Here is a 24,927-nt window from a genome sequence, read left to right on the forward strand (position 1 = left end):
TAACTCTCCTTAATTTTAATTAATCAATATTTTCTAAACACATTGCAACTCCCATGCCTCCACCAACGCAAAGCGTGGCTAACCCCTTTTTAGCATGACTTCTTTTCATTTCATGAATTAAGGTTACCAATATTCTAGCACCACTTGCTCCAATAGGGTGGCCAAGAGCAACTGCTCCACCATTAACATTAACTCTATTAATGTCCCACCCCATTTCTTTATTTACATAAATTGCTTGGACTGCAAACGCTTCATTTGATTCGATTAGTTCCACTTCATCAACTTTCCAACCAGACTTAGCCAATGCATTCTTTGAGGCAGTTACGGGTGCAACCCCCCATAATTTGCGGATCAACTCCAGAAATAGCATAAGATTTTATAGTTACCAATGGCTTGATATTTCTTTTCTTTGCTTCTGAAAGCTTCATTATCATAACTGCAGCAACACCATCACTAATCCCTGAAGCATTTCCAGCTGTCACAGTCCCGTTCTGTTTAAATGCCGGCTTTAAGAGAGATAGCTTATCTAAGCTTACATCCGCTTTAATAAATTCATCTTTATTAAATATAGTTTCTTCAGACTTAGAGCTAAGTGTGATTGGAACTATTTCGTCGCTAAACTTTTTCTACGCATCTAATGCCTTGTACTGCGACGAAAGCGCAAATTCATCTTGTTCTTGCCGCGATATATTAAATTTCTCAGCAATATTTTCAGCAGTAATGCCCATACGAACTTGAGAGAGAGCGTAAGTTAAACCATCGCTAATCATAGTATCTAAAAGATAGGCCTGCCCCATCTTAACTCCCGTCCCTTATATGTACGGCATGTTTACTTTGGCTCATACTCTCTTGACCGCCAGCAATCACTATATTATTCCTACCACAAAATATACTTTCAAATCCTAGAATGGCTGATTTCAAACCAGAGCCGCAAACTTGATTAATAAGCCAAGCAGGTACAGTCTCAGGTATTCCCTCATTAATAGCAGCTTGCCTCACAGGATTTTGACCACATCCAGCAGTCAGGACTTGCCCCATTATTACTTCAGATATTTCAGCAGGAGCGATACCGCTTGTTTCTAATATCTTTTTTAAAACTATTTCACCCAGGTCAGCCGCAGAAAATCTTGCTAGACTACCATTAAAATTACCAATAGGTGTTCTACATCCTTGAGTTATTACTATTTCTTCGTGCAGCACCGAAAACCACCATAATTCTATAAAAATCATAGTATTAATAATGTAGGCTCTTATATAAAAAGCAACTTTATACTAACTAGTATAGTTAATTATGAGGAACTTTTTTCTCGTGCACAACTAAGAATATTTTAAAATAACTCTAAGATTTAGCTTTATCCAATTAATTATTAGCTCAAAAATTATAATTCAAAATTCAAACTAGCAGGTATTGGTCCCAGTTCCCCTTCTGAATAAAAGTCCATTTCCTGGTTCTCGTGTTGGGTATATTCCCTATTATATTTATATGCTTCATCTAATGACTTAACTGTAACACTTAAGATATTAGTTATATAGGTATCTAAATATTACATTCCTTTGGGGGCTAATTTAGTAATTATATTATAAGCAGCTGAAATCCTGAATCCGTCCCAGAAATCTGAGCTTCGAGCCACAACAACAAATATACTTTTATTCTCATAAATATCTTCATCATTATAAAGAGCTGGTGATGTGATTGAATAAGTAATACCAGAGAGTACGGTGCTCATTAACATACCATCGCATAATCCATGTATTTCATCTATGTCCTTATTACATACCAAGAAATATAAAAAAGACTTGATAAAGTATCTAACGCCATATATCACCATCTCAGGTAATTTTTCAGCCTCTTCTTGCTTAAGCTTGATTCCAGGGTGGTGTAATCATTCATAGTATTGCTCAATTCCAAGGATAAACACATACCAATAGCATAAGTGTGGCAGCCTTAAATATCGGTAGACTAGTTTCATAAATAAAGCTATCAGCGAAATTAATTGCAGCATTACAAAGAATCCCATTGCTTATACCATCACTTATTATTCTGGTCTTCTCTGGAAACCGTCCTTTGTAGCTCGCGCCAAGGAGATACCGCGCTACAGCATTCACTGAAGATGCCACTAACAAATTAGTGGTATGATGTTTAATGTCAGGTAAATTACCTAGCATAATATACTATTACTTAATTCGGTTAAATGATTATACGGACCCCCTAATTGGTAGGTAAGCTCTACCGCTGAAGATACCACCAATTAAGGTTTTGCATTGCCTGGTAATTATAGACAGCAGTGAGAGAGTGTGATATCTTCGTAATAGAATGGGAGTAGAAATGACAATCAAGTGTAAATATTGCGGCTCTAGCGAGCAGGTGAAGAATGGCGTGGTGTAGGGACAGCAGAGGTATAGATGCAAGAATTGCAAAAAGAATTACCGAGAAGGTGATAAGCGGTAGAAATACACGATGAGTGATAGACTTAAAACTTAACCTTGAGGACTGTGGGATTAGGACGATAGAGAGACTGACTGGAAATCCATAACAGCCAAATATCTTCATGGATCGAAGGACGGGGGGAGGCGCTGTGTGCAAGAAAAGTCGAAGAACAAAGCACTATAGCAAATTCCTGAGGATGCTTTGCGCTACTCTTACCCTCTTCTTCCATAGGCATTTGCTGGATTTGAAACTCCTATCCAAACATTGGGCAATGCCTTAGCCGTAATAAGGTCTTTAAAGGCATTGCTCAGCACGGAAACGTCGACTGGATGGTGCGTTAGCGCGCTAACCCTCGATGCTATAGTGAACTGCGCATTGCTTCCCAAATTTTTATTGCACGAGCATGTATATTAACGTTATGAACTCTTAAATAGTCAACACCTTGTAATACCATATATAGGGAAGCCGCTAGAGTTTCTATATCTCCGCCTTCGGGCGGGAATTTGGTCATAGATTCAAGAAATGATTTTCTTGAATGTCCTATATAGATTGGAACATTTAATGACTTGAAAAACACTAGCTCTGAGATAACTTTCAAAGATAAACTCGGATTAGTTGCAAAACCGATTCCTGGATCAAAAATTACTCTGCCTAACTCAATTCCTTTCGCTTGCAATAAATCTAACTTACTCTTGGCAAAATCATATATTTCCTCCCGACTTTTGGCCCTTATTTCTTTATTGGCAGGTAATGCAAGACTATACATAAAAACATATAAAGCGTGTTTATTTTTTGCTATCACATCAAGTATTCTTTGATCTTTTGCACCGCCAACATCATTAATCATATGTACACCAAGATCTACAGCTTTCTCAGCATTTTCTGGATAAAAAGTGTCTAAGCTGATTAAATGCCCATATTTCGGCGCAATTATATGTAATAGTTCTTGAACTCTGCTCCATTCTTCTCCTGCACTTAAAAGAATTCTATTATAACTTGTCGAATTCGCCCCAATATCCACAATATCTGCTCCATCTTCCAGCATTCCTTCAAAGTGTTTTTGAGCCGTCTTTAAACTGAAAAAACTTCCTCCGTCAGAAAAAGAATCCGGGGTATAATTTAAAATTCCGACGATTTTAGTCTGCATATTTTTTTATATTGGTAATAATTTTTGGTTTAATATTTTTTAAAAATTCCCCACTTATTGGATGCTTGGCATCAGGCCATATCTCGACTGCTGGCAGCAAAACAAAATCTCGCGACAACATCGCGGGGTGCGGAACCTGCAAACTACTTTGCTGAATAAACAAATTATCTACTAGCAATATATCAATATCTATAAATCTTGGGGCCCACCGTTCCTTGCTCGTTCTTCTACCAATTTTTTCTTCAATTTTTTGAAACAGAGGAAAAATCTTGATAGGCTCTAAGGGCGACCAGCCGGTTAAACACATATTAAGATAAGGTATATCCCATTCCTTTGGAGCATTTTCAAGGAGCACCGCTTCTGATTCATATAATGAAGATTGTTTAATATCAGCTAATATTTGAGCAAGTTCGGTAATAGCTTTCTCCAAACTTTTTTTTCTATCACCTATGTTAGAACCCAAACCTAATAAGTATTGGTACACTACTTTATTTTATCCTCCACATCAAAATCTCTGGTTTCTTGATCAGATTTCAAAAATTTATCGTAAGAATCACGATTTGTTATCTTTGTTAAATCCGCATTAGAATTGTTTTTTAAACAATTCTTAAAAAGATTCAATAACAATTTACTTAATTCTAACGCCGCCTCACCATGCTGAACATTTTGCAGTAAATAAAAAAAATTTATTTTGGCCAATAACACATCAAATCTATTTCTTAAAAACCTTATGTAATCTATGATTTCCTTTTCTCCCCTTATAGATTGACACTCATAAATAAAGGCTTCCATCAATTCCTTTGCTCTCATTACAGCCTTTGCAAAATCTGTTTTATATTTTATTAACTCCTCGCTGGCCTCTAATTTATCATTAGACTGCATCTCAGTAATTCTTTTACAATGATCAATACTTATCTCTAAAGAATTAATGACTTCTTCAATGGCCTTGATGCATACACTTAAATAATTCTCCCCTGTGATTTCAGTTTGGTATTTGGAGCCAATACTTTTAGTGACTTGAGCTTCACCAATATTTAAAAGATACAAAGACATACTTCCCTATTACCGATTAAATAAAGATTTTATATGAGCGGATTTTGAGCGAATACCCGCAATATTTGCTAGCTCCCTCTTTATATTGACTTCTATTTTCTTTATCTCTTCAACGTCTATCCTGTAAATTTCATCTGTTTCCTCTCTAATAAGAGTTTTTAATCTATCTTGGGCATTTTTAACAAAACCGTTAAAAGATAAATAGTTCTCTATAGTATGATAGAATTTATCAGCTATACCTTGCTTGATTTCTAGCTTTACGTGTTCGTCTCCGCCCCCAAAATAAAACATTCGTAATCCCTTGGTTTCTACTGATCCTTCCTTATCCGAGGGCCAATCTAAAATTTTGATTTCTACATCTTTATCTTTAAGACTAGTTGAAGATGAGGGGATATATAAGGCTTTCTTAGGATATTTTTCTCCAAATTGTAGTACATCAACTTTAACAATTTCAGAAACATCTAAAAATCTTTTGCCTCGGTTTTCAAAATCCGTAGAGAAAATACTTTTAAAAATCTTATCTGGATCAGAAACTTTAATGTTTGCTTCAGTAATTGCGGTTAAGTCTAAATTATAAGCACCCGAAGAACTAGTAGCTATAGATGCTCTCACACCTGCTTTAGCGCTATTAATCTTATCACTAATGCGTTGAAGTGTATCATCACTTTTAATCTCTATCTTAATCCCATTTATAAAGAAAGAACCGGCAATCAAAAGGCTTTGAGCGCTTGAAGAAACTGTTACAATATCCTTATCAGCAAAATCAACACTTTTATAAGATTCTGGCTTAATATCAAAAATATCATCAAGTACTCTATCATAATCAGCAAGAATTGGTGGCCATTTAACTTCCGGATTATAAAGGCGTCTAAAAGCATCTGATTTTGTTAGGTGTATTTGATAAGAGGAATTATTCGCTATAACCTTTGCTTCTATACCACTATATTCTTTTACTTCATTAATGCTTCTAGCTAGCACATCCATATCACTTCCACTCTCTACATAAACGATTTGGCCATTCAGGAAAAATTGGCCGGCTTTGAATGCCTGCTGATTAGTCAAGGGCGTACTAACAGTCGATTTAAATGTTATTCTATTTTTGTCTATATTAAAATCTACTGATTCAATAGTCTCGTATTTAATATTATTATTTTGGGTTAAAGGATATAAATCCTTAGAACCCTTAGCACTATAGACAAACAGGTTTTTTACTTGCTCGAAATTTTTGTCTAGTGCCTCTTTGAATTTAGCCCTATCAAAAAATATTAGGCCCTTTGATATTTCTTCGGTAGAGCGAACATAGCTAAAATTCTTATCCTCAAATGCAGAAATCTTCTCTTGTTTGAAATCAATACCAATATCCTTAAAGTTTGCTTTACCAATTATTGTATCAACACCAAAGGCCTTAACTAAGGAATCAAATTTCACTTCTTCGGGGATATTATCAAGAGGTGCACTCGATTATTTTTTTTTCTTTTTCTCTAATCGCCAAAAAGCTCAATATTTTATAATAACTTACTAATAGCTCATCTACTGCATCAATAATACCTTTTTGCGCCGCTTTTATAGTAATAGTTTGCTTTTCTCCAGGAGTAGACGGTTTATCATATAAATTGAAGAATATTTCTCCACCTGGAAACTCAACACTAAAATCGTTACTTTTAAAACTCTTTGCAACTCCATCAAACTTTATTTTTGCATCCCTTTCTTCAACAATTTTATTCCTATCTCCATTATCTTTCTTAAATAAGTCGCCAAAAATTTGCTCTTCATTTTTTAGCTTAATATTATTGCCAACTCCCGTTATCGTAGAATGTAACGTCAAACACCCCTCAACAAAAGATGCAATTACTCCATGCTCCTCCTTATAAGCATTAATATTAGCAGTCACCTCCTCTATGCTCATTCCTTCCTTTAATTTGATTTTGACATATTGTGGTTCAGGAATTAGTTTATCTTTAAAGATACGTGAAGTAATTTCTTCAATATTAGCAGAATTCTCTATTCCTAATTTTTTAGAGATTAACGCTAATTTATGTCTGTTATTTACTTCATCCTTCTCAATGCTCGCAACCGTTATATCTTGAACCGCGTTGATCTTCTCTGCAATTCTGGCTAAGCTGTCTCCCTCTTCAATCTCAATTTTAGCATTATTTAAATAAAAGGTGCCCACTCCAAATTTGTCTGGAGCATCAGTTAAACTTGTAACATTTTCTTCTTCAGTATCAGCAACGATATTACTAACTAATCTATTATTCCTAACTTCAATTTCCAATTCTCCAGCTTGGATGCAGGAACCAGCTGAGGATGAACAATCAACCCTAACTATCGGAGCATGAACTGAGATATTTAAGTTCTTGGTACTCCAAGTTGCGCCTTCCGAGAGTTCGACTATCTCTACAGAGTGCCTTCCTAAATCTGATCCAAATCTTACTTGAGCCTCAAAATAACCCTTATTATGTGAAGCCGCGGGTAAAGCTACGTCCCTTTGAAGAAAGACATCACTTTCCCTTCTCTCTTTACTATCTATAGATGACGTACCTCTAAGTTTAGAAGAAGCTTCCTGAAAACTATCTAGGAGTAATTTTAACTCTTCCCACTGGGGTTCTAAGTTGTTGAGAGTATCTAACTGTATTATATGCCTTGACTGTCTAGTAACCGGCTCAGTTAATTTTGCTTTCACCTGCTGAATACCCATTCTCTGATCAACACCTGGAGTACTTGCTACATCTTCGGAGATTTCACTAATTTTCTTTTCCACTGTTACGTCTAATAACTCCTTTAATGTCTTTGAAGGGTTAGACCAGCTGGCCTGACTTCTATATATTGAAGAATAGATCACAGTGCTAATAATCAATGCATGAAAACAACTCAAAGTTTAACAAAATAATTTTATAGTTGTCATCAACTTATTTTTGTATTGTCTACGATATACTTTTCTGCTACGACCTTATTATTCAATTGGAAGAATAGTTATGTTTATTGTAGTTCAAAAATTTGGCGGCACTTCTGTTGCAAATATTGATAGGATTAAAAAAGTTGCTGAAATAATAGCTAGAGAAAGAAACAAAGGCTCTTCAGTGATTGCTGTTGTTTCTGCAATGTCTGGCGTTACTGATCAGCTGGCTAATTATGCAAAGTCTTCCTCTTCTCTCTCGTCGCAAAATGAATTGGCAGAATATGACGTGGTACTTTCATCTGGCGAGCAGATCACCGCCGGTTTACTTGCCTTAACCCTACAATCGATTGGGATAAAATCGCGCTCTTTTCTTAGCTGGCAGCTACCAATCGTAACGGACAATGCATACTCCAATGGTAGGATAGTCTCGGTTGGAACGACTCAATTGATTGAAGCAATTAAAAAAGAAGAAGTTCCGGTGATTTCAGGCTTTCAAGGGGTATGCAATGAACGTATTATAACTCTGGGTAGGGGTGGGTCTGATACCACTGCAACTGCTGTTGCTGCTGCAGTTTGTGCAGCTAGATGTGATATATTTACTGATGTTGATGGAGTTTTTAGTGCAGATCCCAGAATAGTTACCAAAGCTAAAAAAATTGAAACAATATCATACAATCAGATGCTTATAATGGCTACAGCCGGCGCTAAAGTTATACACCCAAGAGCGGTTGATATCTCTTTAAGTCATCACTTAGAAACTCACATTCTCTCAAGTTTTTCTGATACACCTGGAACTGTATTAGTAAAGGACAGGATAGAGCGAGGCTCAATTCTGGCTGTTGTAAGCGATAGTAATATTGTCGTTATTACAATTTTCCACATCCACACCGATAATATTTTTATAAATAAGGTATTGGACATATTAAGCGATTTAGCAATACCGTTAGAACTTCTCTTTGATGCTCACCAATCAGATCCTAGCTTTAAATTTACAGTTCCCAAAAATAGCTTATCAATAGTTTGGGGTCTGCTCAAAGATCTTGGTTTGAATTTTATTACTAAAGATGAAGTAGCCAAAATTACTATAGTTGGTAATGGATTAGCGGAAAATTCAATAATTTTGCAAAAAATGTTTCAAATTCTAGCTGATGAGGATATAAATATAATTAGTGCTAACGCAATCGGTACTGGTGTGTCTGTTGTGTTGGAAGCTAAATATAAGGACGTCGCAACCGTTAAATTACATAGTGGCTTTGGTCTTGATGCTATTTAAAATAGGGGGAATAATGAACTGTATAAAACTTTTTATTCTTTTAGGAACAGTTTTTTTAATGACTGCGTGCGCGCCTGGGGACCCATCAGTCAATGATTTAAGAAGCCCTTGTGTAAGTATTGAATTTGGAGAAAGCAGCAGTTATCCAGGACCTATTCCTTGCGTAAGACGCAGCCCAATTGGTAATCAATTTGTGTAGCTCTCTTGGCAAAAACACCACTACCTACTATTCCAACTACCCACTCGCTCTTATAATCAATTCCGGCGTGCGCCTAATAAATTACTTTAAAGTCACTCTCTAAATACTAACAACTCAGATAATCAAACACATTCGCAACGTTTGCCATAATCCCAAGATTATCATAGATACAAAACTCAGAATTTGGAGCATTAATTGTTTCTCCACTACAAGTTTCGTCAGCGCAACCAATCTTCCCTTCCCCAAAATAAATGTAGTGAGATTTCACTGTTAGGCAACTTGCTTTCAATTGCAGTTTTCAATTCTCCATTTTTATATTCAAACCCATATTTACCATCAATAATAACTTTAATAGTTCCAATAAGCGCTAGGGCGCCAAAAATATGGGATCGCACTTCTGATAATGGAAGTGCATAGAGAAGATGTAGTGGTTATGGTAGGAATAGTTGCAGTAGCCCGTTCAGTAGTAGTGGTAACCGGCGCCAAAGTATTAAGCAATACAGAAACTGTGTTGGAATCAACATTAACCACAACTAATATCCTGATTACCATCACCATTTACGTTACCTACTGCCACACTCCCTATCCCCCCCCCGAACCAAAATCTGCTCTATTACTAAACTTCCCAAGAACCACTACCTAATAGTACTGAAACTGCATGTGTATCACCGTTAGCCACGATGAGATCCTGATTATTTCTCTATCCCCACATCTCCCACTGTAATCCCATGAGTAAAAGGACTAACAGCAAAATCTGTTTTACTGTAAAAACTTACCAAGACCGCTCCCTAAGAATATGGAAATTGTATTTGAGCCTTGGTTAGCGGTAATTACGTCTTAATTGCCATCTTTATTTAAATCTGCTACTGTAACACCACGAGCACAGGAACCAACAGTAAAGTCTGTCTGCACACCAAAACCCACTAAGGCCATTTCCTAATAGTACTGAAATTGTTTGTGAACCGCAGTTAGTAATAACTATATCCTGATTTGTCATCTTTATCTAAATCTGCTATTGCAATACCTCCGGAGTCAGCACCAATACCGAGTCTACCTTGCTATCAAAACTACCCCAAATCCATCTCCCAAGAACACTGACACTGTATTCTCCACCAGAATCAGTAACAACTATATCCTTGATTATCATCATTATCAAAATCGGCTACACCAACTCCACCAGGCCGCCCTCCCGCCCTATATACTACTGCATTTGCAAACGCTTTTTCCTAACCCTAGTAATAAATAATCATAAAGAGGTTAACTCATTCAAGTAAGCAACAGCACCCAATTAGCCAAGTCACCTCACCTTTAAATATTTTGGGCTATTTTTTTGATCACACACCACAGGTAGCGCCTCTAAGTTGATTAGCACTATGCTTATTAATTCGCGTCAACAACTATTTAAAGTATTTTTTTTGTTGATTTGCAATACTAATAGTAAGACACTGAAATTTAACTTGATAATGCCTAGCTAAACTCAAAATGCAATATGCTATATAGCCCTATAATAGTGGTGACCACAAACGGAAACAAGGCTGCAATAATAACTGGAATAGTACCTACTATTGCTAAGGCGGAGACAAAGTCAGAAGCGAAGTAGATGAAAAATTGAATTAGGACGGCGATAATAGTCATGTTATTGGATTTCGGGGCTCTTGGATTTTTAGTGCAGAATACATAACCTACTGCCGCAACGGCCGAGAAGAATAACGGCATAAAAAGCAGCTGCCAGAAGTATAGTTGATGTTTTACAGCAGGTAACCCTGTATTTTTACTAATCCTAATAAAGTTATAAAGCTGCCAGAAAGAAAGTACTTCAGGGGATACTACACTTTCAATTATACTATCAAAAGTCAAATCCGTCTTAATTCGTACTTCTTTTTCTTGGTGCGCAACATATTTAGAATTGATAGTCTTAGCTTGGCTTATATGCCAATAATTATTAATTATTGTAGCTTTTTTAGCATCAATCCTTTTAACAAAGGTATTATTATAGTCATAATAAAAGAAAGTTACATCATAAAAAGCTTGTTCTTGCTGAGAGAGGCGTAAGGCATGAAAAATTATTTCTTTGCCATTTCCTCCATTTTGCTTAAGCCATAGACCTGATTCCGAAAAGCCAATTAAGCTTTTTCTTCCCTGTAGATTGATCGCCTCCATGTGTTGATACTTTTCTATACCATATGATCCTATTGGATTTAAAAGAGTTATATGAATTATACCAATACCAAAAGATAGTAAGGTAATAGGAAATATAATTTGAAATGTTGAAAAGCCTGCGGACCTTAGTATATAGAGCTCAAAATTTTCCGACAATTTTTTATGAGTAAATGCACCAGCAAGCACTATAACGAAAGGCCATATTTTATTAGCATGATAATAATTCTTCATAATTGCCATTAAAATAACTTTCTGGAAATTAAGTTCGGCAACTTTTAATGATAATCTAATTAATTCCAGAGTATCAAAAAACATAACTATTCCTGAAATAGCAAAAAAAACAGTTATAGTATAACCTATAAAGTGTGTTGCTATATAATGATGAATTATGAAATTCATATCATTTATTGAAATAATTAGCAACAGAGATTATGGCAGAACGCAAAATAGCGATGACCACCGATAACGCCCCAAACCAAAGCCATGCTATCATTGGCCTATAATATATTAAAACTGGCACGCCCTGGTCTGAGTATATTCTATCTATTGTTATATATAAATCAGAAAAAACAGTTTTGTACATAGCTGGCTCAACAACCTGTTGTTGCTCCACCTCAAAAAATCGCACTTCAGGCTTCACACTGGTCTTTAAGTTACCGCTCTTAATACCAATAATAGCTATTTGTGTTAAGTAATTGGCCTTTTTTTCATAGTATATATTACTTAAGCTGATGCCGTAATCTAAAAAATTCACCGTTTCACCAATCTTTAATTGCGTTCGGGTTTCCCTATTTAATGCTGCATTCATTGAAATAGAGACTACTATAATACTAAATCCTAAATGGCCTATGACCATGTTATAAAAGTTAGAGCCCTTTTTATCCCTGGTAAATAATAGGGAAATACTAGCAAATAAAAGCCATAGTCCAAATAAAAGTCCTAAAGTTGCTAAGGCCTCTTCAGCCAAATTAATTTTTATACTAAATAAAGAGGTGCTTATGAGAGCCAGGCCAAAAATCAAAATATGCTTTTTGAAATTTTTACTTTTTACCCAGGACAAGTTAGATCCAATAGCGCAAGAACCTGTAAGCATTATAACCATAGGATTAAAAACTGTATTAAAATAAGGAGCTCCAACCGAAATTTTAGTTCCAGTTAGAATTTCTAGAATCATAGGATAAATTGTACCAATTATAATAGTACTAATTGCAACCACTAAAATTAAACTACTTATACTTATAAAGAACGGCTTCGAAAGGATTGGAAAAGTAACCTCTCTTGTAATATTTAACTTCAGCATATATATAATAGTTGAAGCAAGCAAAAGCAGAGCCAAAAAAGAAAGGATATAAATTCCTCTGGAAGAATCAGCTGCAAATGCATGAACAGAAGTTACTATTCCAGATCGCACTAAAAACATGCCAAGAGTACTTAAAATAAAGGTTGCAATAGATAAAATTATTGACCACTGCTTTAAATTACCTGTTTTACTGTAAACATTTATAGTGTGAATTAAGGCAGTTGCACTTAACCAAGGCATGAGAGAAGCATTCTCAACTGGGTCCCAAAACCAAAATCCGCCCCAGCCTAATTCTCTATATGCCCACCAACTGCCAAGCGCTATACCTGCGGTCAAAAAACACCAAGATATTAGAGAACAAATCCGCACTATTTCGGCCCAAAATTTATCAATTTTGTTTAATATAAGAGCCGATATCGTAATTGAATAGCTTATGGAAAATCCAACATATCCTAAGTATAAAACAGGAGGGTGCATTGCAAGACCAATATCTTGCAATATTGGATTTAATCCGAATCCATTTTTGGGAGCTGGAAATATCCTTGTAAACGGAGAGGAAATGAAAAGGGTAAATGCAATAAAAAATGTATTACATATTGCCTGTACACTTAGCGTGAGTTTGCCAAGACTTGCATCTCTATTCATTATGCAAAAAATGATTGTAAACACATTAATTGCTGTAATCCAAAGTAGCATCGATCCCTCATGATTTCCCCAGGCACCTGATATTTTATATATTAGTGGCTTACTGGTATGAGAATTATTAACTACATTTAATATTGAAAAATCAGATATAACATAGGAATAGATCAGAATAAAAAAAGAGATCAAAATCACTATAAACACCGCAAGCCAAGCAACTGTATAGTATTTATATTGCAAAGAAAAACCTAGCTTTTCTAGAATTGGAGCGATAGAAACAAATAAGCAAATAGAAAGCGCAATATACAAACACAAATTTCCTATATCGGGCAGCATAACTATTTTTTGATTATTGCCTTTTTGTAACCATCATGCATTTCTACTAGCACTTCAATATCAGGCAGCAGTTGAACAGATGATGTGATGCAACCTTTAGAACTGTCATATATAATAGCAAACCCCCTCTCTAGGATCTTTTTTTGATCATATTTTTCTAGTAATTGCGATAATACTGATAATAAGGTTTGCTTCCTGTCAAAATACTTCTGTGCGAAAAAGTTAAGTTTATAACTGTACTCTATTAACTTGCGCTTTTTAAGTTCTAAAATATTTTCTAGTTCAAGTAATATATAGGAAAACCTAGCAAGCTTCAGCGCCTTCTCCTCTAAAAATGATTTAGAAATTTGATATATTTTATTAAAAGAAAAATTAATATAATCCTGCAAATTTTTCAAAACCGGGACCGCAAATTCCGCAGCAGCAGTTGGAGTTGGAGCCCTTAAATCAGCTGCCAAATCCGATAATGTAAAATCCGTCTCATGCCCTATTGCTGAAATAATAGGGATTTCAGACGCAACTATAGCTCTTACAACCTCTTCCTCATTAAAACACCATAAGTCTTCAATGGATCCCCCACCTCTTGCTAGGATTATTATATCAGGCCCATTAATATGTGGCGGTAACTCATTAAAACCATTAATTGCATTTTGAATATGGTAAGAGGCGTCGTTTCCTTGGACCGGCACATCCCAAACTAATACTTCAACCGGGAATCTATCACTAATTCTATGTAAAATGTCTCTAATTACAGCACCATTCACTGAAGTAATTAAAGCAATAGTTTTTGGCAGAAACGGTAGCTGCTTTTTCCGTTCGTTATCGAATAGGCCTTCTGCAGCCATTGCTTGCTTCCTTTTTTCCAAAGCCGCAAGTAAGGTGCCTTGTCCGGCCACTTCTATTTTTTCTACGATAAGCTGATAACTCGACCGGCAGGGATAAATAGAAATTCTTCCAGAACATATTACTTCCATGCCATCTTCAATTTTTATTGAGGTATTTTGTATAGTATTGCGCCAGCATACAGAGTTTAAAAGAGAGTCCTCATCTTTTAAGTTAAAATAGCTGTGTCCTGCAGAGCTAACTTTAAGGCCTGAGATTTCTCCTTGAATTCTTACATCAAAAAAGTTTTCCTCAATAAGTTGCTTTAAGATTACTGATATTTCTGATACTTTGAAACAACTTTTAATAGAAGCAGTTTGGATGTAAAACATTTAATTATAAAATTGTTTATGAAATTGGAACTGCTGCTAGATTAGCATAAAAAATGAAAATTATCTCTTAATTATATTTATGATAGGTATAATACTTGAAAAATTTATTCGGATCTTAATAATATTATCGGTAATCACTTTAAGCGGTTATTTAATAAAGCAGCATTTTAATTATAGCCTGTATGAATACCGCGTGGCTAAGGACGAAGTAGTGGTTATTCCCAAAGGATATAGCGGCAAAAAAATAGCAGCACTCTTATTGGAAAGAGAGATTATTAATGATGCAAGAGTCTTCGTACTTTGGACTAAAATCAAAAAATATACTGATTCTGAATATCTAATTGCTGGCGAATATAAAATAAACAAGGGAATGAATATGCTACAAATAGTAGACAAAATGTTAGCCGGCGATATCATAGTTTATAAGCTCACTATTCCTGAAGGGTCCCTTACTATAGAAGCAGTTAATATAATTGTTAACTCTCCAGGAGTTACAAATGACCTTGGCGGAAAAAGCGAGTTTAGAGCTCAAGGTGTAATCTTGCCAGAAACTTATTTTTATACTTATGGCGCAAAAGCAAGTGAGTTACTTGAAAAGTGTGCTAAAAATTTAAACAAGTTTATTGACTATGCTTGGAATCAAAGAGATCCTCTAATTAATAATATAATAAATAACAAGCAAGAAGCTATGATTTTGGCCTCTATAGTAGAAAGAGAAGCAAAACTTGATACAGAAAAACAAAGAATAGCTGCGGTCTACTTTAATAGATTAAAAATAAAAATGCCTCTGCAGGCTGATCCTACCGTGATTTTTGCGCTTACTGAAGGCAAAACTTTTGATTTGAAATTATCTTATGATAATCTTCGTTTTGTCTCTCCTTATAACACATATATGGTAAATGGCTTACCTCCGTCTCCAATATGCAATCCAGGTAAGGCTGCAATAGAAGCGGTTATGCATCCTCATTATACCAACGAAATTTATTTTGTTGCAGACGGCAAAGGTGGACATTTGTTCTCAAGTAGTTTTAAAGATCATGGCGAGAACATTAAAAAATATAGAAAAGCTTTATTGAAAAACAATCCTATTTTGAGTCAGGAGTAAGACAGTATACACGTTTTATTGAAGCAAAAATTAGTAGGTTTTGAAACTTAGATTTCTTGTCGGCCTGCATATCCAGGGTTTTATTCATAAATAGTAATATTTTCTGTAATTCTTGGGTAAAAAAAAGTATCTTGTTCTATGATATCTGTCTGGTTATCGTCATGCAAGTTACTGCCCTCATAACCAAAATCATCATCCAGCTCAAAAATTCTGGGTGGCATCTTGGAAGGCCGGAAAATACCGGCCCAGCTGCACTGTACAATACTACCTCATATAATCCTTGCAAGAGGGTATACTCGAGATTCTTGGATTCGTCGCTATTTTTGCTGTAGCCCAGCTGTTGACATAAAGCGATAAACCAGCGAGCAATTTCATCAAAGAAATTATTATCTTGATTTATCGATGTAATCATATCAGGAATGGCTACAACTGGGTTGCCCCGATCTCCGAATAGGAGGCCTGTCAAATATTGAGTCAGTTTTTTCGACAACGGCTCGATCATCTGTATTACCCGAAGTCAGTGTGAATGACATAATCTCTCCTTGATCATTGAGGCCAAAGAACCATCCGGGTCGACGTTTTCCCACGCTGAGCGACGCCTTTAAGGACCTTATTACGGCTAGTACGTAAGTTATGACAAACCTTCCAGCTTTTTGTTGAGTCAACGTACCTGTTTGTTTCCCTTTGCAGCAATTCAGCAGAATGACCAACGGAATGACCGCGTCTCGCATCAGCTCAACAAAGCGATTGTAGCTGATAAGCTTCGGCAATTCCTCTCTGAAAGAGATTTGAACACAGTTTAGGTAAAAATCTTTGAATCCGGTAATGCCACAAAAAGTCACTTAAGGATATCGAGGTCCTAGAGATTGACGAGCTGTGCACATATATAAAAAGACCAAAGAATGTAGGGGAACACCTTTATATGGATTGCTGTTGATAGAGGAGCGGGTGAAATTATTGATTTTGAAGGGTAGGTGACGGGAGTAAGGCAACCTATCTGAACCTGGCATTTTAGGCTTGAAGAACGTTATAAAATTGAGCATGTACAGGTGATCACAGCGTTTATGAATACTATAAAATCTCCACGCACCATCACGAAACAAAGGCTGGGACATCATTGTGGTAGAATCAAAGAATTCTTTAAAGGCATTATCTAGCTCGTTTTAATCGAAGAACGAAGCGCTACAGCAAATTCCTGAGGATGCTTTGCACTATTCTTAACCTCTTCTTCCATAGGCATTTGCTGGATTTGAAACTTCTATCTATAAATATTAGGCAATGCCATATCTCTTGAGTTAGATGAGGTAAAATTTTTTATATCGATAAACCATACTACATACTATATATGAGAGCGTTAACTTGAGCCATTTACCTGTTACTTGAAAAATCATAATTATAACCTATTTAATAAGAATAGAGATATTTTTAAAGTAATGAGTATGAACTTAGAGAAACTTACTGATAATGCCAGAGCTATCTTGCAAAAAGCTCTATTGAAAGCTACTGCAATGGATCATCAGCAGTTAGTGCCAGAACATTTAACATGTACACTTATAGAAGAAGATGAGTTAATTGCACAAATTATCATTTCTCTTGGCTCTAAAACAGAAATTATTGTATCAAAGTTAAAGGAATCATTAGCGAAAATACCATCGGTAAGTGGAAGCGGAGCTTCTCACCCTTACGTGGCAGCTGACACCGCCAAGGCATTACGGTGCGCCGAGGAGCTTGCAACAAAATACGGCGATAGCTTTGTTACAACTGAGAGATTATTGCAAGGTATAATAAGAAAATCTTCAAGTGTAGCTTCTATATTTAAAGCTGTAGGAATAACAGAGTCAATGGTAGATCAAGCAGTAGAAAATGTTCGAAAAGGGCGTAAAGCGCAATCAGCGAATGCTGAAGACTCAATGCAAGCGCTAAAAAAATATACAAAAGATATCACAGTTTTAGCAGTTTCTGGCAAGCTTGATCCAGTCATTGGAAGAGATGAAGAAATCAGAAGGGCTATACAAGTTTTATCAAGAAGAACTAAAAATAACCCGGTTTTAATAGGAGAGCCTGGAGTTGGTAAAACTGCTATTGTTGAGGGCCTTGCCCAAAGAGTTATTGCAGGCGATGTACCAGAAAGCTTGCATAATATAAAATTATTGTCTTTGGATTTAGGCGCACTAATTGCTGGAGCTAAATATAGAGGAGAGTTTGAGGAAAGACTGAAAGCAGTTTTAAATGAGATTACTTCAGCAAGCGGGGAGATAATTATATTTATTGACGAGCTGCACACATTAGTTGGGGCAGGAGCAGAGGCCGGAGCAATGGATGCATCGAACTTATTAAAGCCAGCTCTTGCAAGGGGAGAGCTGCACTGTGTTGGGGCAACAACGCTTGCAGAATATGAGAAATATATAGAAAAAGATGCAGCTCTTGCTAGAAGATTTCAGCCAGTATTTGTTGGAGAGCCAACTGTTGAAGATACAATTTCCATTTTAAGAGGACTGAAAGAGAAATATGAAGTTCATCACGGGATTAGAATTAGTGATAGTGCGATAATTTCAGCGGCCACTCTTTCTAAAAGGTACATAACGGACCGGTTCTTACCTGATAAGGCGATTGATCTAATAGATGAAGCAGCAAGTAGGCTCCGTATGCAAGTCGATAGCAAACCAGAAGAAATTGATGAACTAGAAAGAAGGATTATGCAATTAAAAATAGAAGAAATTGCATTAGCTAAAGAAGAGGATGAGGCATCAAAAGAAAGGTTAAAAGGTATCAAAAGAGAGCTTGCGCAATTGGAATCTCAATCACTTGATTTAACTAATAAATGGCAAGCTGATAAAATGAAGCTTAGTGAACTTAAGTCAGCTAAAGAAAAGCTAGAGAGTGCTAAAATAGAACTCGAAAACGCACAACGGCAAGGCAATTTTAACCGTGCCGGAGAGCTGAGATACGGGGTTATACCTGCTTTAGAAAGAAAGATCGCTGAATTTGACGCTAGTAAAGCGAGTACCTTCATGAAAGAAGCAATTACTGAACAAGACATTGCTGCAATTGTTTCAAGGTGGACCGGCGTTCCAGTTGATAAAATGCTCGCCTCTGAAAAAGAGAAATTACGCAACATGGGAAAGTATCTAGAAAAATTCGTTGTTGGACAACACTCAGCAGTTGTTGCAGTAAGTAATGCAGTAAGAAGATCGAGAGCGGGCCTTTCTGACCAAGATAAACCTATAGGTTCTTTTCTATTTTTAGGCCCAACTGGCGTTGGAAAAACTGAATTAGCAAAAGCGTTAGCGCAGTTTTTATTTAATGATAAAAAAGCGATAGTGAGGGTAGACATGTCTGAATGTATGGAGAAGCATTCTGTTGCTAGATTGATTGGAGCTCCTCCAGGCTATGTTGGCCATGAAGAAGGTGGAGTGCTTACTGAGGCCGTGAGAAGAAGGCCTTACCAGATCATATTATTAGATGAAATTGAAAAAGCTCATCCAGATGTATTTAATATATTATTGCAAGTTTTAGATGAAGGCAGGTTAACTGACGGCCATGGTAGAACTATAGATTTTAGGAATACGGTAATTATTTTAACATCCAACCTAGGAGCAGAATTCATAGCCCAATTAGCAGAAGGACAGGATACTGATTCTGCAAAAAATTTGGTAATGGAAGTAGTAAAAAAATCTTTTAAGCCAGAATTTATTAACAGGTTAGATGAAATAATATTATTTAGTAGGTTACATAAATTTAATATGACGGAAATAACTGAGATCCAGCTAAAAAGGTTAGAGGAGATTCTTGCTGAAAAACATATCACTCTTGCTATTGATGATTCTCTTAAAAACTGGATAGCAGCCGAGGGCTATGATCCAGTATATGGAGCAAGGCCTTTAAAAAGAGTGATTCAACATTCTTTGCAAAATAGACTAGCCGAAGAGATATTAGCAGGCAATGTGGCGGAAGGTGATAAAATTAGAGCTATCTATGATGAGAAGAACCAAATTGTTAAGATTGAGAAAAACGATTTGGGATCTTAATAGCCACAAGTTTTTGTATAGTGATAAGAAAAAATGGCGGAGATCAGTTTACCACAACCTAACCAACTCCAAACTGGGGTGGTGTAGTCGTGTTGTTCTCTCCAAATGCGATTATAGAGGCGCACTTAGAGGGGGGGCTAAATTGGTTGTTTTTAGACTCTTCATACAGAGAGCAGGCGCACAGACATAATGTTCGTAAAGTTACTATATCAGTAACCTTAAGGACGTGCTATGTCCTTAAGGTGTCGAAAAATGATACCTACAGGACACTATAGATTCTGCTATGGTTCTTATCAGCATATTCTGCTTGACTTATCAGCTTTTTATCGGCACAATGAGCGGCGAGGCCAAACTGATATTGGGCTTATGTTGTGTCGGCAAATTTTAAGCCTGCCTGTGGTATCGCGCCTGGCGTTGCCAGGCGTCTTATGAGGATCGAAGCTGTCAAGGGGGAGTTCGCGTTGCTGCCTGTAGTCCTACGACACTTGCATCTGTTGCGTGAGACAGCAAAGTTATACGTCGCTCATTATTCAACGGCGATAGAAGGGAATCAACTAAAGCCCAACGAAATTAAAGCGGTCATTCAGTTCAAAGGACATTTTCCTGGCAGAGAACGGGATGAACATGAAGTTGAAAAAGGGCTATTATGCTTGCCCTAGCTCGGCTTGAGCGATACGCCGCACAAAACCCATCCTGTAAACTGGGAAAAGTTATCCAAACCTTACATGCTCTTGTGATAAGTGGTGGTTGCACGCGCATCGAACCGCCCCCCCCGCACCGTGATGGGCAAAATGTTATCAAAAGGGCAAGTAGCACAGGAACATTGGGTATCGTGGATCAAAGAAAATGAAGGACTGCCACGCCCCCATCACTGCCGGTATTGCCCATTACCAGTTCGCAACGATCCACCCTTATTACTACGATGGTAATGGCCGCACAAGTAGGTTGCTGACGACGTTGATTTTTGCACCTTCGCGGATATGATTTAAAAGGACTGTATTCTCTTGAGGAATGTTGTGCCAAAAATTTACTTGGCTATTATCGTGCTATCAGTATTGGACCATCTCATAATTATTACTTCGGAAGAGCTGAAGGTGATATTACAACCTGGGTGGAGTATTTTACCGAAGGTGTGGCTTTTGCTTTTGAGAAAGTTGTATCCCAGATGATTGCAAGTAATGAAAAGGGTGAAAAAGATCATTCTGAACTGATGCGTACGTTAGATCCAAAATAACGCAAAGCCTTGGAGTTATCCAAGGAATATGGATGTAGTTACAGCCAAGCAAATAGTTGATTTATCTGGCTTTCAACCCAGAACGAACGCTGCGCTTTGTAAAAAAATGGGTCGAAAGCGGCTCCCTAGAAATAGTCGATTACTCTAATAAAGCTAGAAAATATAAACTAGCGCACGCCTACGACATTCTTGTTATGGAGGGTCTGTGAGCAAATTTCAATCTAATATCATCAGCATTTATGTAAAGCTCGATCTTGATGGTGAAGCGTTAAAGCGAGAAGCCTCTGCTCTAAAATGCATTGCGGGATTTGGTGCAGTTAAAGTGTTGGCTGCAGACCCACAATTTCCCCTATGTCAAAGATTGTCTCTAGGCTTTGGATAAAGAATGGGACCTTCCATCAGGCTATTTGCAAAAAGCAAGAAAGCTCAGTGACCAGCTTTTACAAAATTCTGGACCAGATGTTTTGCTACGAGGTGATTTGCACATCACGATAACATCTTGCAAAATGGTGAGGATTGGGCTGTGATTGGTGAGGGGGCGGCCTATTAAGTAGCCGCCCTTTTATTCAAGATCCTATACCAGCACTTCTAAGCGTATAAAATGCGGCAGAGATTATTCAAAATCGTATGCCACATTTTCTGGCACCTTAAACGTTCCAAAGAGCAGAAGTGTAGACTGGTGTTTTGTTCAGGCGGTGCTTGCATGGATTTGGGCGTTAGAAGATAGAGTTGCGACACAAGCTACTTTTAGGGGCAATGACTGAATTTTTTAAAACAATGTGCAAAGGAGGTTTAGATGACATTCAATAATCTTTTATCAATGCATCAATTGTTTTTTCTAACATTATCTGCATTTTTTGCGCTTTTCGTGTCTAGACATTTATTCATAAAAAGAAAATTATCGTTTTCTATATCATATTATTTTGTTTTGCACCTTATTTGTCTCAGCAGTTGGTGGAGGAAGTGTGCAAAATGATGGTTATTCTCGACTAGAGCAATAAACACAAACTCGACCATGTAAAACAAAACCCACAAAATTATGATTCAATGCTTGCTATTGATATCCAGGACTTCAGAAACTCTGATGAATTTAGGAGCAATATATCTCAAAAGGACATGATAATGGCTGTTGATAAAGCTGAGGCTATATCTATAGGGTGGCTTTTCGTCCTTCTGTCTGATATTGCGATGATTATTTGCACATATTCTCCAATATGTGGCAAGTACCATAAAAAAATAGATTTTTTCGAGACGTTCATAAACTCGTAACATAAATTATGTTGCCATATGTAAAAGTTTAAGTAGCTTGCAAATAGAATCCATAATAAATAGGGCATCATAAATAGCGATACAGATCTAGCCTTCAGATAGGCTACATAAATAATAGTGCTAACCGCGCAATATCCATTACTACTAAAACTAGGGGCGAAAGACCAGTCAAGTGATAGTGGAAAAAACAAGGGTGTCCAGCACCAGTTTAAAATTAACTGGATTTACATGTGAGCTTTTGATAAGTCTTAGGTAGGAAGACGATGAAGTGCTCCAAATGACCCAACTACAAGCACCGGTTGTCCCATATAAAATAGTCCAGGCAACTGGAAACACATAACTGGGAGGCGTAAGAGCTGATAAATCCTCACTTTCACTTCTTCAATTTCTGCATGGACAATCCTTCCTGCCTCCATCAGTTCATATTTACATATGGAGGTACAAATATCGCCTTGCATTATAGCAAGACTGCTTAGGATGATTTTTTGGCCATTTTCCTGGCCATACAGAACCCCGCGCCATACACCTTCGGCGGCACAGCTTTTTCAAAGTTTCCGCTTTCAAACAGCAATCCTTTCTTGTCGTATTTATCGTCTTTTACGAACAGCTGAGCCATGGTTTAAGCAGAAAGTACGGGGCTTTGCAATCCTCAGTATAGCAGCTTCAAGTTTTGCGTGATTAAAATGATGAACCAGAAGATAATTGATTAATTCTTCAGGAAAGTCTCTTAACGTTTTGCGCTTTTGTTGCACGGAAAAGTTCGTGGGGGGGAGGTTTGGGCATAGATAAGTCAAACAACATGACTAGCTACGTCCTGGCATTGCCTAATATTTATAGATAGAAGTTTCAAATCCAGCAAATGCCTATGGAAGAAGAGGTTAAGAATAGTGCAAAGCATCCTCAGGAATTTGCTGTAGCGCTTCGTTCTTCGATTAAAACGAGCTAGATAATGCCTTTAAAGAATTCTTTGATTCTACCACAATGATGTCCCAGCCTTTGTTTCGTGATGGTGCGTGGAGATTTTATAGTATTCATAAACGCTGTGATCACCTGTACATGCTCAATTTTATAACGTTCTTCAAGCCTAAAATGCCAGGTTCAGATAGGTTGCCTTACTCCCGTCACCTACCCTTCAAAATCAATAATTTCACCCGCTCCTCTATCAACAGCAATCCATATAAAGGTGTTCCCCTACATTCTTTGGTCTTTTTTATATATGTGCACAGCTCGTCAATCTCTAGGACCTCGATATCCTTAAGTGACTTTTTGTGCTGGTTGCCAGCTCTTATCTAACTTTTCTTGCACATAGCGTCCCCCCCCCGTCTTTCGATCCATGAAGATTTTTGGCTGTTATGGATTTCCCAGTCAGTCTCTCTATCGTCCTAATCCCACAGTCTTCAAGGTTAAGTTTTAAGTCTATCATTCATCGTGTATTTCTGCCGCTTATCACCTTCTCGGTAATTCTTTTTGCAATTCTTGCAATCTATACCTCTGCCGTCCATATACCACACCATTCTTCACCTGCTCGCTGGAGCCGCAATATATTTACACTTAATTGTAATTTCTGCCCCCCCGTTTTACTACGAAGATATCACACCCTCTTATGCCGTCTATAATTACCAGGCATTGCCGTTTTATTGAGGCATGTTGTTGTTAATATTTGACAATCAAGGGTTGATTGTTGTGCTGTATGCAATTTATAGTGGAATGAGTGATTATGACTTCTTCTGCTTTAAAATGGAAAATAAGATAGCGGTTAAAATCGATATTATTATTACAGATAATGATAGAAGGATAGGCACATGGTAGCCCTGGACAGATGCTATCATTTTGCAGCCTATAAAACATAGTATTATTGATAACGCATGCTTTATATAAATAAACTTCTCTAATATATCATATAGAAAGAAGTACATCGACCTTAAGCCTAGAGTGGCAGATACATTTGAGGTTAGGACAATAAAGATATCATCAGTAATTGCAAGAATTGCTGGGATTGAATCTAGGGCAAATATTAAATCTACTTTTTCTATAATCAAAAGTACTACAAATAAAGAGGTGAAATATCTTTTGCCTTTGATTTTAACTGTGAATTTATCTCCATGCTCTTCTTCACTAATAGGCAAAAGCTTTTTAAAGAAGGAGATAAAGCCATTGTTCTGCTCTTCTTTCCTTTCTTCTTTACCCTTAATAATTCTGATGCCGCTATAAATCAAAAAGGTACCGAAGATATAAAAAACCCATTGAAATTTTTGAATCAGATAAACGCCCGTGCTAATCATTAAAAATCTCATTATAATTGTGCTTAATATACCAATTATTAAGACCTTATGCTGAGCTTCTTGTGAGATTTTAAAATTATTGAATACTAAAATAAAGACAAAGATATTGTCAATACTGAGTGCTAACTCAACTAAATACCCAGTTATAAATAAGGCTGTTTTCTCTAGACTAGCGTAGAGAAAGATTAGACCTGCAAATAAAAAAGCTAAGCCCACCCAGCAAGCGGTAAGGGTACCTGCTGTCTTTACTGAAATAGTATGGGTCGAGAATTTTGAAGAGACCCCTAAGTCAAAGGCAATAGCAAAAATTATAAGGCTAAAAAATACTATCCAAATCTCTATAGGAAACATCACTGCC

General features: G+C 36.8%; 25 protein-coding genes and 2 pseudogenes. 8 read left to right on the plus strand and 19 right to left on the minus strand.

The features are described 5' to 3' along the window. Positions 1 to 19 precede the first annotated feature (19 nt). The 8 genes and pseudogenes from MIDI_RS04575 to MIDI_RS04610 form a co-directional block, all read right to left on the minus strand. A pseudogene (locus MIDI_RS04575) lies at positions 20 to 1,197 on the minus strand (acetyl-CoA C-acetyltransferase). 347 nt (positions 1,198 to 1,544) lie between these two features. Beyond that, positions 1,545 to 1,829 (minus strand): hypothetical protein, encoded by a 285-nt coding sequence (locus tag MIDI_RS04580; protein WP_041185504.1) that lies wholly within the window; start codon positions 1,827 to 1,829, stop codon positions 1,545 to 1,547. Between the two features lie 70 nt (positions 1,830 to 1,899). Further along, on the minus strand, positions 1,900 to 2,166 hold the full coding sequence (locus tag MIDI_RS04585; protein ID WP_013951412.1) for a hypothetical protein: 267 nt from the start codon (positions 2,164 to 2,166) through the stop codon (positions 1,900 to 1,902). A gap of 620 nt (positions 2,167 to 2,786) precedes the next feature. Then, the gene (gene folP, locus MIDI_RS04590) at positions 2,787 to 3,575 is read right to left on the minus strand and encodes a dihydropteroate synthase (protein WP_013951414.1); all 789 of its coding nucleotides are present in this window, start codon (positions 3,573 to 3,575) and stop codon (positions 2,787 to 2,789) included. After that, on the minus strand, positions 3,565 to 4,059 hold the full coding sequence (gene folK, locus MIDI_RS04595; protein WP_041185505.1) for a 2-amino-4-hydroxy-6-hydroxymethyldihydropteridine diphosphokinase: 495 nt from the start codon (positions 4,057 to 4,059) through the stop codon (positions 3,565 to 3,567). The genes folP and folK overlap by 11 nt, the downstream gene beginning before the upstream one ends. Next, the gene (locus MIDI_RS04600; protein ID WP_013951416.1) at positions 4,059 to 4,628 is read right to left on the minus strand and encodes a hypothetical protein; all 570 of its coding nucleotides are present in this window, start codon (positions 4,626 to 4,628) and stop codon (positions 4,059 to 4,061) included. The genes folK and MIDI_RS04600 overlap by 1 nt, the downstream gene beginning before the upstream one ends. Before the next feature lie 9 nt (positions 4,629 to 4,637). Next, positions 4,638 to 6,056, minus strand: a complete 1,419-nt coding sequence (locus tag MIDI_RS04605) for a flagellin hook IN motif-containing protein (RefSeq protein WP_041185506.1) — start codon at positions 6,054 to 6,056, stop codon at positions 4,638 to 4,640. A 16-nt stretch (positions 6,057 to 6,072) separates the two neighbouring features. After that, positions 6,073 to 7,485 carry a hypothetical protein gene (locus MIDI_RS04610; protein WP_148234155.1) on the minus strand — a complete coding sequence of 471 codons (1,413 nt, stop codon included), beginning with the start codon at positions 7,483 to 7,485 and terminating at the stop codon, positions 6,073 to 6,075. 118 nt (positions 7,486 to 7,603) lie between these two features. Between MIDI_RS04610 and MIDI_RS04615 the strand changes: the two genes are divergently transcribed. Both MIDI_RS04615 and MIDI_RS04620 read left to right on the plus strand, forming a co-directional pair. Further along, entirely contained in the window at positions 7,604 to 8,800 is a 1,197-nt protein-coding gene (locus MIDI_RS04615) for an aspartate kinase (RefSeq protein WP_013951419.1), read from the plus strand. A gap of 13 nt (positions 8,801 to 8,813) precedes the next feature. Further along, positions 8,814 to 8,999: a hypothetical protein gene (locus tag MIDI_RS04620; RefSeq protein ID WP_148234156.1), complete on the plus strand. Its 186-nt coding sequence runs from the start codon at positions 8,814 to 8,816 to the stop codon at positions 8,997 to 8,999. A 218-nt stretch (positions 9,000 to 9,217) separates the two neighbouring features. On the opposite strand, the gene MIDI_RS08690 is transcribed toward MIDI_RS04620, so the two are convergent. Then, a complete protein-coding gene (locus MIDI_RS08690) occupies positions 9,218 to 9,394 on the minus strand; it encodes a hypothetical protein (RefSeq protein ID WP_160162270.1) in 177 nt (58 codons plus the stop codon). A gap of 8 nt (positions 9,395 to 9,402) precedes the next feature. Between MIDI_RS08690 and MIDI_RS08040 the strand changes: the two genes are divergently transcribed. Continuing rightward, the gene (locus tag MIDI_RS08040) at positions 9,403 to 9,642 is read left to right on the plus strand and encodes a hypothetical protein (RefSeq protein WP_041185509.1); all 240 of its coding nucleotides are present in this window, start codon (positions 9,403 to 9,405) and stop codon (positions 9,640 to 9,642) included. Between the two features lie 824 nt (positions 9,643 to 10,466). Here MIDI_RS08040 and MIDI_RS04630 read toward each other — a convergent pair. From MIDI_RS04630 to xseA, 3 genes are read right to left on the minus strand one after another with little or no spacing between them, the layout of a single operon-like run. Beyond that, complete coding sequence (locus tag MIDI_RS04630) at positions 10,467 to 11,558, minus strand: LptF/LptG family permease (RefSeq protein ID WP_013951422.1); 1,092 nt, start codon at positions 11,556 to 11,558, stop codon at positions 10,467 to 10,469. 1 nt (position 11,559) lies between these two features. Then, positions 11,560 to 13,437, minus strand: a complete 1,878-nt coding sequence (locus tag MIDI_RS04635; RefSeq protein WP_013951423.1) for a heme lyase CcmF/NrfE family subunit — start codon at positions 13,435 to 13,437, stop codon at positions 11,560 to 11,562. Positions 13,438 to 13,439: 2 nt separating this feature from the next. Beyond that, positions 13,440 to 14,651, minus strand: a complete 1,212-nt coding sequence (xseA, locus tag MIDI_RS04640; RefSeq protein ID WP_013951424.1) for an exodeoxyribonuclease VII large subunit — start codon at positions 14,649 to 14,651, stop codon at positions 13,440 to 13,442. 79 nt (positions 14,652 to 14,730) lie between these two features. On the opposite strand from xseA, the gene mltG reads away from it, so the two are divergent. After that, entirely contained in the window at positions 14,731 to 15,756 is a 1,026-nt protein-coding gene (gene mltG / locus MIDI_RS04645; protein WP_013951425.1) for an endolytic transglycosylase MltG, read from the plus strand. 80 nt (positions 15,757 to 15,836) lie between these two features. Here the strand turns inward: mltG and MIDI_RS08695 are convergent, their stop codons facing one another. Together MIDI_RS08695 and MIDI_RS10610 are read right to left on the minus strand one after the other, a co-directional pair. Further along, complete coding sequence (locus MIDI_RS08695) at positions 15,837 to 15,977, minus strand: hypothetical protein (protein WP_013951426.1); 141 nt, start codon at positions 15,975 to 15,977, stop codon at positions 15,837 to 15,839. A 192-nt stretch (positions 15,978 to 16,169) separates the two neighbouring features. Further along, positions 16,170 to 16,598, minus strand: a complete 429-nt coding sequence (locus tag MIDI_RS10610) for a transposase (RefSeq protein ID WP_160162272.1) — start codon at positions 16,596 to 16,598, stop codon at positions 16,170 to 16,172. Positions 16,599 to 17,195: 597 nt separating this feature from the next. On the opposite strand from MIDI_RS10610, the gene clpB reads away from it, so the two are divergent. From clpB to MIDI_RS09425, 4 genes are all read left to right on the plus strand, one after another. After that, positions 17,196 to 19,784, plus strand: coding sequence for an ATP-dependent chaperone ClpB (clpB, locus tag MIDI_RS04655; RefSeq protein WP_013951429.1), 2,589 nt, complete (start codon positions 17,196 to 17,198; stop codon positions 19,782 to 19,784). Positions 19,785 to 20,245: 461 nt separating this feature from the next. Then, a complete protein-coding gene (locus MIDI_RS09415) occupies positions 20,246 to 20,443 on the plus strand; it encodes a hypothetical protein (protein WP_237697346.1) in 198 nt (65 codons plus the stop codon). A gap of 187 nt (positions 20,444 to 20,630) precedes the next feature. Further along, complete coding sequence (locus tag MIDI_RS09420; protein WP_237697347.1) at positions 20,631 to 20,768, plus strand: Fic family protein; 138 nt, start codon at positions 20,631 to 20,633, stop codon at positions 20,766 to 20,768. Beyond that, the gene (locus tag MIDI_RS09425) at positions 20,749 to 21,018 is read left to right on the plus strand and encodes a Fic family protein (RefSeq protein ID WP_237697348.1); all 270 of its coding nucleotides are present in this window, start codon (positions 20,749 to 20,751) and stop codon (positions 21,016 to 21,018) included. The genes MIDI_RS09420 and MIDI_RS09425 overlap by 20 nt, the downstream gene beginning before the upstream one ends. Positions 21,019 to 22,124: 1,106 nt before the next feature. Here MIDI_RS09425 and MIDI_RS10390 read toward each other — a convergent pair. The 5 genes and pseudogenes from MIDI_RS10390 to MIDI_RS04675 form a co-directional block, all read right to left on the minus strand. After that, entirely contained in the window at positions 22,125 to 22,511 is a 387-nt protein-coding gene (locus tag MIDI_RS10390; RefSeq protein WP_083809648.1) for a tryptophan-rich sensory protein, read from the minus strand. After that, positions 22,456 to 22,632 (minus strand): annotated as a pseudogene (locus tag MIDI_RS10395) (tryptophan-rich sensory protein); the annotation flags it as partial. The pseudogene MIDI_RS10395 and the gene MIDI_RS10390, both read right to left, overlap by 56 nt. Positions 22,633 to 22,759: 127 nt before the next feature. Beyond that, positions 22,760 to 22,903, minus strand: a complete 144-nt coding sequence (locus MIDI_RS09430; protein WP_013951433.1) for a hypothetical protein — start codon at positions 22,901 to 22,903, stop codon at positions 22,760 to 22,762. Positions 22,904 to 23,572: 669 nt separating this feature from the next. Continuing rightward, positions 23,573 to 23,710, minus strand: coding sequence for a hypothetical protein (locus MIDI_RS08705; RefSeq protein WP_160162274.1), 138 nt, complete (start codon positions 23,708 to 23,710; stop codon positions 23,573 to 23,575). Positions 23,711 to 24,002: 292 nt separating this feature from the next. Continuing rightward, positions 24,003 to 24,920: a TerC/Alx family metal homeostasis membrane protein gene (locus MIDI_RS04675; protein ID WP_013951436.1), complete on the minus strand. Its 918-nt coding sequence runs from the start codon at positions 24,918 to 24,920 to the stop codon at positions 24,003 to 24,005. Positions 24,921 to 24,927 lie beyond the last annotated feature (7 nt).

This window comes from Candidatus Midichloria mitochondrii IricVA, from assembly GCF_000219355.1.
GTDB lineage: Bacteria > Pseudomonadota > Alphaproteobacteria > Rickettsiales > Midichloriaceae > Midichloria > Midichloria mitochondrii.